Consider the following 14,223-nt stretch of genomic DNA (forward strand, 5'->3'; position numbering starts at 1 on the left):
ATATATTCGGGGTTCAATGCCCACGCATCCATATCACTGCATGCCTTGGACATGAGCGCTTTGGCGGCGTCAATTCTTCCGCTTGCTTGCGCCACCTGAACGTGCGTGACAACAGCTTCTCCCTGTTTGGTATAGGGCGTCAGCTTGATGTCTCGCTTCGGCAAACTTGTGAGGAATTCTTCCAACATCTGGGTGCCCATGCCGAGAACGGGAAATGAGAGGATGGATACCATGAGTGGCGCAAATGCAGTGTGATAAAGAGGCTGGTCCTGGAATGCGCCTTGTTGCCGGCCCTCGGTGCTTGCGGCCAACCCCACAATGCGCTCATCGGGAATGAAAACATTCTCCATGCTCACGTTCGAACTGCCGCTGCCGCGAAGTCCGATTGTGTCCCAGTCATTCAAAATTTTCACGTCGCTCATCGGAACGAGAGCGATCCCCGGTCCGATGCTTTCGCCGGCTTCATTAAACATGGGCACGCCCAACAGGTCCCAGTGCGCATGATATACACCGGAATTGAAGAACCACATACCTTTCTCGACCACAATCCCGCCATCCACTCGGTGAGCCTTGACACCCCGCGCCGAAAACACGCCGGAAACCCGCGTGTTTGGCTTCGAAAAGACCTCGTCGGTCACTGACTTGGGAAACAGGCCCGCAGCCATCCAGTTGCAGGCATTGATCAGAGTGACTGCCCATGCGACACCACCATCGCCGCGACCAATTTCGGTTACAGCATCCTTCCACGTCGAAATGCTCGTCTGCAGCCCCCCGTACACGCGGGGCAGGGACATAGAAAACAAGCCGGCGGCCTCGAGCTGTTCCGCGATGTCGGAGGGGACTTTCGCGATGCTGTCGGTCTCAGCGTGCCGGCTCCTGAGGAGAGGAATCAGGGACTGCGCGCGTTGCACGACGCCCGTCGATTCCACGTGCTCTGCGGGATTAATATTTGCAAGGCTATTCATTGTGTACTCCTTCTTAAGGTGCGAATGATATGAGGCAGACCTACGGGGGTTAGGCGTCGCCGTACTACTGGATGGAACAGAAAGGATTCGAACTCGTCGAATGAATTCAGTCTGCGATAGCTTTGAGGTATCGCACCGCTATCGGGATTCACGCGATGCGACTAAGTTTTGTTGCGAAGAATCGGATGAGGGTGCGGCATTCGAACCGTTGTCCACGTTTTCGCAAGGCGCAGGCTGCGGCACGAGCAGAACGATGATTGCAGTGATGATCGATGTGGCGGAGAGGACCGCTACATTAGCGATTAGCCCGGCCCCGCTACCAATCAGCATACCGCCAAGCGTGGGGCCGGCCGCCGCGCCAAGCCGGCCGATCCCCGAAATCAAGCCTAGGGCGGAGGCTCGACATGCAGTGCTGTAATAGGTGGCCGCGAAGCTCGTTAAGACGTTCTGCGCTGCACCAAGCGCAGCACCGATCACTAATACGAGCGCTATATTGGTCGAGGTTGATGTAGGAATGGCAGCAAGCAACCCCATGGATATTGCACAAATGACAAAGGCGAAGATAGCGATTTCTTGAATCCCGGCACGGTCTGCCAACCACGAACCGGATATGCCGCCGACTAACGCACCAACATTGAGAAGCACTAGAAACAGAAGCGCGCTGGAAAGCCTATAGCCCACTCCGTGCATAAGTACCGGCAGCCAGATGCTCAGTCCAAACACCATCAGGAAGGTCAGGAATGTTGCTACCGAAAATAGCGTCGTAGCGGCGCCCGTGCGGCCTCGAAATATGCTGGTCTGGGCGACGGAGTGGTTTTGCCTGAAACGCTTTCTGCCGAATCTGTTCTGAAAATGCGGCGATTCCGGCAATAGGCATACCGCCAGCGGGACGACGGTCAACAACGGAACGGCACCTACAGCGAATAATGCACGGAAGCCAACGCGCGCCAAGAGAGCGGCAGCCAGGCCGCCAGCAAAAATCGCACCGACCGCGAAACCGGCGAGCATGATCGAATTCAGCAGCGCCTTTCGATTTCCAGGCGACAACTCAATAACGAGTGCAACCGAGGTCGGTGGAATGCCACCAAAGCCGAGTCCTGAAAGAAACCGAAATACTCCAAATTGCATCGGCGTTTGCGCAATGGACGCGAAGACCATCGCCAGGGAGAAGAAAGACAACAATCCTATAAAAAGTTTGCGCCTGCCAAATCTGTCTGCAAGCCAGCCAGAGGCCGGCGCCCCGAAAACCATCCCTAATAGCGCAGCGCTGCCGATGGCACCGATTGCAGGTGCGGATAGCGACCATGGCTTATATGCGAGCAAAGCTGGGACGGCCGCACCATACACAATCAGGTCATATCCTTCAAAAAGAACTGCGAAGAAGCCAAAGGTCGTCACCACGAACGCAGGTCGCATTAGTTTCCTGACCAAAATATTCAACTTGCTTAATTTGGCGAATCGCGTTCAAGTCCGCAATGCTTCGTGTTGCCGCGTGCGGCTTCTGCCTGGCTACGTGTCGGGAGCGGCGGATAGATGCACTCAACAAACCACCTCCCTTCGCCGCCGTTGCATTTCCTGGTACCGTCAACGAGCAACACTTGTCCTCGATTCTATTAGAATTAAACTTAATGTCAAGTTGACATGGTGAACAAATAGACTGGGAATTTCCCTGGATGAAGGAAGCCGTGTCGCCCATCTGCAACAAGGTTATGCGCAGCGGCGGCAAGCGGTAGCACGGGCTTGAACCTGACCCGGCAAGGCCTTTGAACGCAACGGTGGTCCCTACGTCGCCGGCGTAAACGCTACGTGGGCTGGCCAGCAGCGTGGCGGGCGATCGGTGCCCGTATCGCGTGTCAGTGCAGATCGAGCCGCAGGATACAGCCGCGAGACATCACTGACCGTGCGCAGCACAGTGGCGAATGGATGTGACTCCGAACCATTAAGGAATGCGAAAGAGAGCAGTAATCGATGTCATCAAGGCGGGTACGACTGCCCGGAGTTTCCTCAAGCAGATAGGCATCTCGAACTTCTTCGACGGAAGCATACATCGCGTATGCGTCTTCAACCGCTGCCACGTGACCGTCCAGATTTCCGGGGCCACCTCTCCCAGCGTAGTTAGCCAGTCCGTACAGACGAACGCAGACCGCGCGGGTGATCGCGTTCAGGCACCGCATCCAGGCAAAGCGATACCGCCGGTCGACCATCGCATCGATTACCGCTCGCTGGGTCGCCCTTCGACCGGTGGGTGTTTTTCGACAGTCTGGCGCAGTCGCCAGTCGGTTCGCACGAGCCCACTAGTGCTTGTGCATGCTGATCGTCCGCGTGACATCGGCGACCGACAGCCTGATCGCGTCGATCAGCTCACGCGCACCAGGCGAGGGCGTGCCTTCCGCGCGTACGATCAGGCCGATGTCGCGGCTCGTGTTGTGCAACGCGACATCGAGCACAACCAGTTGACCGGACTCGCATTCGTAGTGCAACTGCTGCGCCGATAACGCGGCGACCATGTCCGAGTTGAGCAGCAAGCCGCGAATCACGGCAAGGTCGGCGGTTTCGACGGTCGGCGTCGGCGGCTTGAGCTTTATCCGCTTGAACTGGGCTTCGAAAAGCGCGCGCGCGGGCGCATTGCTGCGCGGCAAGACCCATTGCACGTCGCGTAGATCTCCGATGGCGAGGTCGCGCGTACGGGCCAAGGGATGATCGCTTCGCGCCAGCAATACCATGTTTTCCGACATCAGGCGTTCGTTCTTCAGGCCGCTACAAGTATCGTTCGCGCGCAGCGCACCGAGAATGAAGTCAATGTCGCCGGCGCGCAATCCGGCGACGAGCGCCTCGTATGCGCTTTCGTCGGTAGTGACGTGTACGCGTGGGTATGTTCCGCTGATGCGCGCGATGGCTCTCGGCAATATCAACGTGCGGCCTAGCGGCAGCGCACCGACAGTCACGATGCCCTGGATGTTGCCGTGCAGCGCGGCGATGTCGTCCTGCACGTGGCGTAGTTCGTTCAAGGCGCGGCGCACATGCAGCAAGAAGGTTTCGCCCTCGGTCGTCAGGAGAACGCCGCGCGGGCCACGGTGAAAGAGCTGGAGTCCGGAGCCGCTTTCCAGCACACGGATCGCGGTGCTGACGGCGGGCTGACTGATGCCGAACGCTCTCGCCACGCTCGGCATATGACGATGACGCGCAAGCGAAGCAAAGAACTGCAGCCGGCGTGTGTTCAAGAGGTAAGCAGGCAACGTCTCTTCCGCAGAGGGGCGTCGACGGGATTGCCGTAGCGCGCACCACTGCGACAGTTCCTGCAACTCGGAAAATATGCGATCGCAACGCAGCAGCACGGTACGTCCGACGGGAGTTGGCAGCATGCCCGAGGGTTTGCGCTCGAACAGCGGCTCGCCAAGGGCGGCTTCCAGTTCCTGTACGGAACGGGTGACAGCCGATTGCGCGCGAAACAGCAGCTTGGCCGCCCGGGTCGCGGTGCCTGTATCGGCGACCAGCCTGAAGGCGCGCAATTGCGCGATGCTCAGAAGCGTGTTGCTCATGGAATGGAATACTAAGACATGGCGGATTGCCGGCGCGAAAACGCGTTGGCCGTTTTTAGATCCCCGCGATTGAGGCCAGTATAACTGGCGCACCGACGGCCAGCACAAGCAACCGCAAGTTGATTGCGAGTTGATTTTACAGGCATCTGTTTTATTTATTGCCTGGTAACTGGTTGGCGGCAAGATCGGGCGTCGACTGCATCCGTCCGATTCTGCAAATAAACCTGTCCTGCAACGGTTTCGCGAAAAATCCCGCTATGTCAACGGTGCCGGTGGGCCGATGTTCCCAACAATTTTGGGGATTGCATGGTGTTTACCCTAAGTAGCTGGCCGGCCCGCAATTTCACTATTGTCCCGTCGATGCAGGACGGTATTGGCTCAGCGTGGCGCACGGCCTCATTCGAGGGCACAAGAGATGGGCGGCGATTTCAGCATGGCCGGAAGCACTCTCGGCGACACAGCACCATCGGCCTTGCCGAATTGGCCCAATCTCGCAGCGATAGTCCGTGCGGGCGTGGCGGGTGAACTGGTTGGTGCCGTCGTCATCTGGCTGTACGAAGCCGCCGTCTGGATGGAAGGCACAACCTCTCATGCCGTTGGTCGGCATTCCGCGCAACGCAACGGGACTGGTGTTCGGCAAGGCGATACAGGAGTCGATCGGTGTATGGGCCTATGTCGTCGGCACGGGCATTCACTTTCTGTGCGCGATCGCGTGGGGCGTTCTGTTGGCCATGATCTGGCCGTACTTTCGCCGCGGTGGCTATGAAGCAACCCTGGCGGCCTTGTTTTATGCGGTCGTTGCCAAGGGGTGAAGGTGTGACGCAACTGTCATCCAGGTTCTGACCGGCTGTATGCGGCGGCACCGTACAGAGAACTTACTCCGGCGCTGTCGTGTCATCGGATGCGAGCGGTGTGAACGCATCCGATGGTGCAGTAATTTTTCGTCAGGCTTATCAACTTGGTTTTTAAGGAGTACAGGCATGGCAAGGATTATTGGAGGAATCGCGGCCTCACACACGCCCACCATCGGCTTCGCTTTCGACAGGAACAAGCGCGACGATCCCGTCTGGGCACCGATCTTCGAGAACTTTGCTCCCGTGTCCGCGTGGCTCGCCGAGAAAGAGCCCGATGTGATTCTGATCATCTACAACGATCACGTCACCTCGTTCTTTTTCGATCATTACTCTGCGTTCGCCCTAGGTGTCGGACCCGAGTGGCACGTCGCGGACGAGGGCGGTGGCGCGCGCGATCTGCCGCCCATCGAAGGGCATCCTGGTCTGGCCGCGCACATCGGCAACTCGTTGATGACAGACGAGTTCGACATGTCGTTCTTCCAGAACAAGACACTCGATCATGGCTGCTTTTCGCCGCTGTCGATGCTGTGCCCGCACGAGCCGGGATGGCCGGCGAAACTGGTGCCGCTACAAATGGGCGTGCTGCAGTTGCCGATTCCGAGTCCGCGCCGTTTCTACAAGCTCGGGCAGGCGCTGAGACGAGCCATCGAAAGCTATCCGGAGGATCTCAAGGTTGCAATACTCGCCACGGGCGGGCTGTCACACCAGGTGCACGGCGAGCGCGCGGGATTCAATAACACGGAATGGGACCAGCGCTTCCTCGACCTTTTTGAACGCGATCCAGAACAGCTCGCTGAGATGACGATTGCCGAATACGCCGCGCTCGGAGGCTACGAGGGCGCGGAAGTGGTCATGTGGCTGACGATGCGCGGAGCGTTGTCGGCGAACGTCGTCTGCAAGCATCGCAGCTACTACCTGCCGTCGATGGCGGGCATCGCGACCGCAATCTACGAAGGCGAGGGTAGCGAGACGACGCCTGCCATCGTCGAGCGGCACCGTCAGCGGATGGCGACGCAACTGACCGATGTCGAGAAGCTCGAAGGCACCTATCCGTTCTCCATCGAAGTTGCCGTCCGGGCCTATCGGATCAACGACTACCTGCACCGGATGGTCGAGCCGGCACATCGCGAAGCGTTTCTTGCCGGCCCCGAGGCCAGCTTCGAAGCTGCAGGACTGAGCGAGCAGGAGCGCGACCTGATTCGCCGTCGCGACTGGCGTGCGCTGTTGCACTACGGCGTGATCTTTTTCATGCTCGAAAAACTTGGTGCGGTAACGGGCGTTTCGAATCTGCATATCTACGCCGCCATGCGCGGGCAAACGCTTGAAGAGTTTCAGCGCACCCGCAATGCGCCGGGCGCGCTGTACTCGGTTGCTGGCAAAGGGGCCGGCAAGCTCGACTGGGACAGCGGGGAGAAAGACGAGAAATGACAGGCCGATGGCTAGTCGGCGCCCATTCGCTGCTGGAGCGTTGAAGGTCGAAAGAAGCACTGCATAGCTGGCAAGACGGTAACAGTCGCGCTGCAAGCCGGAAACAAGGAGACAGGAGAAACTTGATGGGAAGCGGAAAGACAATTCTGTCATTGAATGAGTTTTGGGAGAGACGATGATCATCGACATTCATGGCCACTACACCACCGCTCCGAAAGCGCTGGAGACGTGGCGAAACCGCCAGATCGCGGCTATCGGTAATCCATCGGAAAAGCCGAAGGCGTCCGAATTGCGGATCAGCGACGATGAGCTACGCGACTCCATCGAAAGCAACCAGCTGCGGCTGATGCGTGAGCGCGGTCTCGACCTGACGATTTTCAGTCCGCGCGCGAGCTTCATGGCGCATCACATTGGCGACTTCGAGGTTTCCAGCACATGGGCGGCGATCTGCAATGAGCTGTGCTTTCGTGTGAGCGAACTCTTCCCGGATCATTTTGTTCCGGCAGCCATGTTGCCGCAAAGCCCCGGTGTCGCGATCGATACCTGCATTCCCGAACTGGTCAAATGCGTCGAGCAATACGGCAATGTCGCGATCAATCTCAATCCTGATCCTTCGGGCGGACACTGGTCCAGCCCGCCGTTGTCCGACCGTTACTGGTACCCCCTCTACAAGAAGATGGTCGAGTATGACATCCCCGCCATGATCCACGTCAGCACCAGTTGCAACGCGTGTTTTCATACCACGGGCGCGCACTATCTGAATGCGGATACGACCGCTTTCATGCAGTGCCTGACATCGGATCTGTTCCACGATTTCCCGTCGCTGCGCTTCGTCATTCCGCACGGCGGCGGTGCGGTTCCCTACCATTGGGGACGTTTCCGCGGACTGGCGCAGGAACTGAAAAAGCCCTTGCTGCAGGATCATCTGCTCAAGAATATTTTCTTCGACACGTGTGTTTATCACCAGCCAGGTATCGACTTGCTCACGCGCGTGATCCCGGTCGACAACATCCTCTTTGCGAGCGAGATGATCGGCGCCGTGCGCGGTATCGATCCCGAGTCGGGCCAGTATTTCGACGATACGAAGCGCTACATCGAGGCAGCGCATATCGAAGCGGAAGAGCGGTACAAGATTTACGAGGGCAATGCGCGGCGTGTCTACCCGCGCCTCAATGCCATGCTTACCAGCAAGGGACAGTGATCATGTATGAACTTGGCGTCGTATATCGCAGCATCCAGCGGGCGGACAAGGAGGTGGCCGCGAAGCTCGGCGCGCTAGGGAGTGCGACGGTGCACGAGGCACTGGGCCGCGTCGGTCTGCTAAAGCCTTATATGCGGCCGATCTACACCGGCGCACATGCCTTTGGAACCGCCGTCACCGTGTTGCTGCAACCCGGCGACAACTGGATGATGCATGTGGCCGCGGAGCAGATTCAGCCAGGCGACATCGTCGTCGCCGCGATTACGGCAGATTGTACCGACGGCTATTTCGGCGACCTGCTGGCGACCAGCTTCAAGGCGCGCGGCGCACGCGGACTCGTCATCGACGGCGGCGTACGCGATGTAAAAGTGCTGGGCGAGATGGAGTTTCCGGTGTGGAGCAAGGCGATCTCCGCGAAAGGGACGATCAAGGCGACGCTGGGTTCGGTGAACATCCCCGTGGTGTGTGCTGGTGCGCTGGTGAAGCCGGGTGACGTCGTGGTGGCGGATGACGATGGTGTGGTGGTCGTGCCCGCCGATCAGGCGTCGACGGTGCTCGATAAGGCCGTCGCGCGAGAAGCCAACGAAGCCGCCAAACGCGCGAAGCTCGCCTCCGGGGTGCTCGGTCTGGACATGTATAGCATGCGCGAACCGTTGCAACAGGCGGGGCTGCGTTATATCGATTGAGATGGACGGTGAACATGAGCATGGAACAAACCCGGGAAATGCGGATCATCGGAATTTCGTCGATGGCGACCCGCAACGTGCTGGCTGAACTGACAGACGACTATGCGCGGCTGACCGGGCAACGGGTGGCGATCGAGTCGGTCGGAGGCGTAGCGGCCGCGCGGCGCGTCGAGGATGGAGAGTCATTCGATATTGCCGTGCTGGCGTCCGACGTAATCGACCGGCTGGCCACGAGCGGCCGTCTTGATGCCGGCAGCCGGGTCGACCTCGTGCGTTCGGGCGTGGCCATGGCGGTGCAGACGGGCGCGCCACGGCCGGATATCGACACAGAGGCGGCTGTTCGCGAGGCCATTCTGAACGCGGCAACCATTGGCTATTCGACGGGGCCGAGCGGGGCGCATCTGGTGCGTCTCTTCGAGCGTTGGGGTATCGCCGACGCCATCGCGTCACGCATCGTCGTGGCGCCGCCTGGCGTTCCCGTGGGGACGCTCGTCGCTCGCGGCAAGGTCCAGTTGGGTTTTCAGCAGCTCAGTGAGTTGATTCACCTGCCGGAAATCGATGTCATCGGTTCTCTGCCTTCGGAGATTCAGGTCTTGACCGTATTTTCGGCAGGCGTATGTACGTCGTCTAGGCAACGTGAAGCCGCGAAAGCGCTGCTGAGCTTTCTGGCATCGCGGGCGGCTGATTTCGCGAAGTTTAAGCATGGCATGGAGCCAGTGTTGCGCGAAGTTTGAAGATGCCGAGTCTGGTGTTATGTCCCGGAAATAACTTTACGTAAATTTGGATTGCTCTATGATTGAGCCGTGATGGACAGGGGCGATCATGGGACGCAAGGGGATTGAGGTTGTGATATCGGAACTGGAGCGAGAACAGTTGCTGTCCATGAGTCGCTCGCGTTCGTTGCCTCATTCTCTGGTGCGTCGGGCAAAAATTGTCCTGATGGCCGCTGATGGTTACTCGACCACGGACATTGCGATGCAGTGCGAAGTGACGCCACCGGCGATCACGCATTGGAAGAAGCGGTTTGTCGCTCAGGGGCTTGCGGGTCTGCATGATGAAGCTCGCCCAGGCCGACCGCGCACACATGACGACGAGGCGGTCGCGGAATTACTGGCCAGGGTGTTGCATGAGAAGCCGGACGGAGCAACGCACTGGAGTGTACGTTCTGCGGCCGCGCAGACAGGGATTTCGAAGAGTTCGGTTGCCCGGTATCTGTCACTGTTCGGTATCCAGCCCCATCGTTCAAAGAGCTTCAGGCTGTCTACTGATGCATTCTTCGTCGAGAAGGTGCGCGATATTGTCGGGCTGTACCTGAGCCCACCCACCAACGCCCTGGTGCTGTGCGTGGACGAGAAGAGCCAGTGTCAGGCGCTGGAGCGCACGCAGCAGATGCTGCCGATGGGGCTGGGCTATCTCGAAGGGGTGACGCATGATTACGTCCGGCATGGCACCACAACCTTGTTCGCTGCGCTCAATGCAGCAACGGGCGAAGTGATTGCTCAATGCAAGCCACGCCACCGGCATCAAGAATTCCTGGCGTTCCTCAGGCTTATTGACCAGGTGGTGCCGACCAATCTCGACGTGCATCTGATCGTCGACAACTACGCGACACACAAGCATCCGAGGGTCAGCGCGTGGCTCGCCAGACATACGCGCTACCACATGCACTTCACGCCGACCTACTCGAGTTGGCTGAATCAGGTCGAACGCTGGTTTGGCTTGATTACGCAGCAGGCGATCCGTCGCGGGTCCTTCAGAAATGTGCGCCAGCTCATTGCCAGTATCGAGCGTTATACCGAGCAGTACAACCAGCACAAGCGGCCGTTCGTATGGACCGCAACAGCCGATTCCATTCTCCAGAAAGTGGCCCGGCTATGCAAAGTTATTTCTGGGACAAAACACGAGCCGATGCAATCGCGAAGATTGGAAACCGGCGGCAGGACGAAAAGCAGGTTTCGGGCAGAAAAACCCACACCGTGGTTGCCCACGTGCGGATTTTTCGAGCCACTCGAATCCCGAAAACCCTTAGGGCGGAAGGCAGCCGGAGTCGAACCGACCTGAGAGCGTCTGACGCCCTCAACTGGGTTTGAAGCCCAGCCGCGCCACCGGACACGAATGCCTTCCTTCGGTAATTGAACTACTTGAACTACCTGAACTACCAGAACCCCGAACTAAACATCGCAACTCGAACGCTGAATCAAAGCAGATCGAGCCAACGACTATCCGCGCGCATCAGATGCAGGCCACGGTGAAAGCGAGTATATCCAACCCGGTCGAAGAATTCCAAAAGCTGAATCGCGCGCTTTCGGCCAAGACCGGTGACATCGCGAAACGGTGCAGCCGCCACCGTCCCCGCGCTCTTTTGCGCTTCCGAGGCCGCGATCGAAGCCAGTTCGCGAACCACCTCCTGGTGATAAAAGAGATCACGAACGACCTGAAAAATCTCGCCCTGCCGCGCGAGCTTGCGCAGCAATTGCCGCACGCGATCTTCGGATACACCATGCACGTTGGCCAGATCGCGCACCCATGGTGGATCGAAACGTCCGTCTTTCAGCGCTGGCAGCAACGCCGCCGCGAGCGCGCGATCGGTGTCGTCGAGTGTCACCGCGTGGTCAGGCAGATGTAACCATGGCCCACGTCTGACGATCTCACCGCGCCCCGCAGCATCGTCGACTAACGCGCGCCACAAAGCATCGTCAACGAGCGGTGCTGCGATCCGCCGCAAGCGCGAACCTTCCGGGCCCAGTTCGTCCGGCGAGCGTTCGTGGTACTGCTTTAGCGTCGTAGTCAGCCGCGTATTCAGCGCACGCCATGACGCATCGGAGATCAACAACGCATCGTTGCCAGAAAGCGCCACGACGCGCGTGTTAGACGGCAACTCGAGCGCGACCGCCTGCATACCCGTCAGTCTTTCCAGCAACGATCGGGACAATCCATGCGGTGCCCTTGCGAGGAGCGGGTCCAGCGTGCCGGTGTCGAGCATGATCTGAATCGCGTCGAGCCACGCCAGCCGCTCGACGGAGCGACGCTTGCGTGAAGGCGCAAACGGATCGAGCACATGACCGCCGCCAACCGTGCGATTGGCCTGCGCATTGCGCACGACAAAGCGGTCGCCGGGAAGCGCACACACCGGCCGCTCGAACACGAGTTGCACGCGCGCCCGCTGACTTGCGCCGAGCGTCTGACCATCGAGCAACGCGACATGCGCCACCTGATGCTGCGTGCCCAGATGCACATGCAGTGGCGCCCAATGCTCCAGCGTCAACGGTGCATCGGCCAGCAGCGTCAGCATGACGTCGATACGTTCCGAGGCTTGCGACAGACGCGGATCGACGATCCAGTCGCCGCGATCGATCGCGCTTTTATCGATACCCGCAAGGTTCAACGCGCAGCGCTCGCCTGCCCGCCCGATCTCGGCCGGACGATTCTGCGCATGAATGCTACGCACGCGCACCGGCTGACTTTTCGGCGCGAGCAGCATCGTATCGCCTACCGCGACGCGTCCCGATACCACGGTCCCTGTCACGATCGTGCCTTGGCCCGAGAGCGTGAAAACCCGGTCGACCGCGAGACGGAACAGGCCGTCGTCGCGCTTCATTCGCCACGCTGCTGCCGCTGCGTGCAGATGCGCGTTCAGCGCGGCCACGCCAGGATCGTCGTCGCGCGTCGCGCAGGTATCGAATACGGGCGCATCTTGCAGCACGCTGCCGCTCAGAAACGCCGCGATCTCGTCGTGGACTTCCTGCAGCCTCTGCGCGTCAACCCGGTCTACCTTGGTCAACGCTATCGCACCACGCTTGATGCCGAGCAGTTCCACTATCGCCAGATGCTCACGCGTTTGCGGCATCACGCCGTCATCCGCAGCGATCACGAGCAACGCGAAATCGATTCCGCTCGCGCCCGCAGTCATGGTGTGGACGAGCTTTTCGTGGCCCGGCACGTCGATCAGGCCGAGCACGTCGCCGTTTTCGAGCGGCACGTACGCATAGCCTAGTTCGATCGAAATGCCGCGCGCTTTTTCTTCCTTAAGACGATCCGTATCGACGCCTGACAGCGCTCTCACCAGACTCGTTTTGCCGTGGTCGATATGTCCGGCCGTACCTACGATCATGCGTGCACGCCCTTAAGTTGCTCGATCAATTGCGCTTCGTCGGCGGCTTCGAGACAACGTAGGTCGAGACGCAACGCGTCGTCCGCGATGCGGCCGATGACCGGTCGCGCCATCTCGCGCAACCGTTTCTCGAGCGCGAGCAATTGACGGCCGCCACGCTTGCCGTCGGCAAGCCTGACGACGAGGCCGTAGCTCGGCAGCACATCGACGGGCAACGCCCCGCTGCCGATCTGGCTGAACATGGGCTCGACCACCACGGCATAGCGCTCTCCGGCTGCACGCTGCAACGCAGGCCGTACCCGCTCCGCGGCGAGCCGGATGTCGTCGCTCGGACGCGTAAGCAGACGCAGCGTAGTCAGCCGCTCAGCGAGCTTCTCCGGCGCACGGTACATCTGGAGCACGGGCTCCAGTGCCGCGAGCGTCAGTTTGCCGACCCGCAGCGCGCGCTTGAGGGGATGCTTCTTGATCTTTGCAATCAAATCACGCCGGCCAACGATCAACCCGGCTTGCGGGCCGCCAAGCAACTTGTCGCCGCTGAACGTGACAAGGTCGGCGCCAGCTTCGATGGTTTCACGCACCGTCGTCTCACGCGGCAAGCCCCATTGCGTCAGATCGACCAGGGTGCCGCTGCCGAGGTCGACAGCAACCGCGATGCCACGCGCGTGGGCCAGCGGCACGATGGCGCCGACACCGACCTCTTTGGTGAATCCGTTGATCGCGTAGTTGCTCGCGTGGACTTTCATCAGCAGCGCGGTTTGCGGACCAATGGCTTCGTCGTAGTCCTTCAGGTGCGTGCGATTCGTGGTGCCGACTTCGCGCAGCTTGGCACCCGCGCGGCTCATGATGTCGGGAATGCGAAACGCGCCGCCGATTTCAACCAGCTCCCCGCGCGACACGATCACTTCTTTCTTCGACGCCAACGCGGACAGCGTAAGCAACACGGCGGCGGCATTGTTGTTAACCACGGTCGCCGCTTCGGCGCCAGTCAGTTCGCAGATGAGTTCATCGATCAGATCGTCGCGATCACCGCGCTTGCCGGTGCCGAGATCGAACTCGATATTGGCCGGCTGCGTGAGGGCTTTCATCACGGCCTGCACCGCTTCGTCCGGCAGCAATGCGCGGCCGAGATTGGTATGCAGCACGGTGCCGGTCAGATTGAAGACACTGCGTAAGCGGGCCGCGTTGCGCCGGCGCAGTGTGGCCTCGACCGATACCTGTAGTTGCGCGACATCGAGCGCGCTCACCAACACGGCGCCCGACTGCGCGCTGGCGCGCCAGGTGTCGAGCGCGTGACGCAAGGCACCCAACACCTGCGTGCGGCCGAACTCGGTCAGCAACGCCGCAAACTCGGCCGACGCCATCACTTTTTCCACCGACGGCACACGCGCCATCAACGCGCGTAATTCAGAGCCGGTTACATCGCTCACAAGGCAGTCCTT

The 14,223-nt window shown here is 59.9% G+C and carries 10 protein-coding genes, 1 tRNA gene and 1 pseudogene; 6 read left to right on the forward strand and 6 right to left on the reverse strand.

The genetic code is table 11. From position 1 onward, the window contains the following. The 3 genes from VFE81_RS18700 to VFE81_RS18710 all read right to left on the reverse strand — a co-directional run. A partial coding sequence (locus tag VFE81_RS18700; RefSeq protein WP_325046016.1) for an acyl-CoA dehydrogenase family protein occupies positions 1-965 on the reverse strand: 965 nt, incomplete at its 3' end. A 138-nt stretch (positions 966-1,103) separates the two neighbouring features. Continuing rightward, positions 1,104-2,381, reverse strand: coding sequence for an MFS transporter (locus tag VFE81_RS18705; protein ID WP_325046017.1), 1,278 nt, complete (start codon positions 2,379-2,381; stop codon positions 1,104-1,106). An 878-nt stretch (positions 2,382-3,259) separates the two neighbouring features. Next, positions 3,260-4,504: a LysR family transcriptional regulator gene (locus VFE81_RS18710; protein ID WP_325046018.1), complete on the reverse strand. Its 1,245-nt coding sequence runs from the start codon at positions 4,502-4,504 to the stop codon at positions 3,260-3,262. Positions 4,505-5,094: 590 nt separating this feature from the next. On the opposite strand from VFE81_RS18710, the gene VFE81_RS18715 reads away from it, so the two are divergent. The 6 genes and pseudogenes from VFE81_RS18715 to VFE81_RS18740 form a co-directional block, all read left to right on the forward strand. After that, a complete protein-coding gene (locus tag VFE81_RS18715) occupies positions 5,095-5,316 on the forward strand; it encodes a hypothetical protein (RefSeq protein WP_325046019.1) in 222 nt (73 codons plus the stop codon). A gap of 168 nt (positions 5,317-5,484) precedes the next feature. Beyond that, on the forward strand, positions 5,485-6,786 hold the full coding sequence (locus VFE81_RS18720; RefSeq protein ID WP_325046020.1) for a gallate dioxygenase: 1,302 nt from the start codon (positions 5,485-5,487) through the stop codon (positions 6,784-6,786). A 175-nt stretch (positions 6,787-6,961) separates the two neighbouring features. Next, positions 6,962-7,987 (forward strand): amidohydrolase family protein, encoded by a 1,026-nt coding sequence (locus VFE81_RS18725; RefSeq protein WP_325046021.1) that lies wholly within the window; start codon positions 6,962-6,964, stop codon positions 7,985-7,987. Positions 7,988-7,989: 2 nt separating this feature from the next. Then, complete coding sequence (ligK, locus tag VFE81_RS18730) at positions 7,990-8,673, forward strand: 4-carboxy-4-hydroxy-2-oxoadipate aldolase/oxaloacetate decarboxylase (RefSeq protein ID WP_325046022.1); 684 nt, start codon at positions 7,990-7,992, stop codon at positions 8,671-8,673. A gap of 14 nt (positions 8,674-8,687) precedes the next feature. After that, a complete protein-coding gene (locus VFE81_RS18735; RefSeq protein WP_414695621.1) occupies positions 8,688-9,407 on the forward strand; it encodes a substrate-binding domain-containing protein in 720 nt (239 codons plus the stop codon). 88 nt (positions 9,408-9,495) lie between these two features. Next, positions 9,496-10,560: pseudogene (locus VFE81_RS18740) on the forward strand (IS630 family transposase); the annotation flags it as partial. A gap of 144 nt (positions 10,561-10,704) precedes the next feature. Here the strand turns inward: VFE81_RS18740 and VFE81_RS18745 are convergent. From VFE81_RS18745 to selA, 3 genes are all read right to left on the reverse strand, one after another. Continuing rightward, positions 10,705-10,797, reverse strand: a tRNA-Sec gene (locus VFE81_RS18745). A gap of 73 nt (positions 10,798-10,870) precedes the next feature. Next, on the reverse strand, positions 10,871-12,784 hold the full coding sequence (gene selB, locus VFE81_RS18750) for a selenocysteine-specific translation elongation factor (RefSeq protein WP_325046024.1): 1,914 nt from the start codon (positions 12,782-12,784) through the stop codon (positions 10,871-10,873). Next, positions 12,781-14,211, reverse strand: coding sequence for an L-seryl-tRNA(Sec) selenium transferase (selA, locus tag VFE81_RS18755; protein WP_325046025.1), 1,431 nt, complete (start codon positions 14,209-14,211; stop codon positions 12,781-12,783). The genes selB and selA overlap by 4 nt, the downstream gene beginning before the upstream one ends. Positions 14,212-14,223 lie beyond the last annotated feature (12 nt).

The sequence above is a fragment of the Paraburkholderia sp. genome (genome assembly GCF_035656215.1).
In the GTDB taxonomy this organism is placed as follows: Bacteria; Pseudomonadota; Gammaproteobacteria; order Burkholderiales; family Burkholderiaceae; genus Paraburkholderia.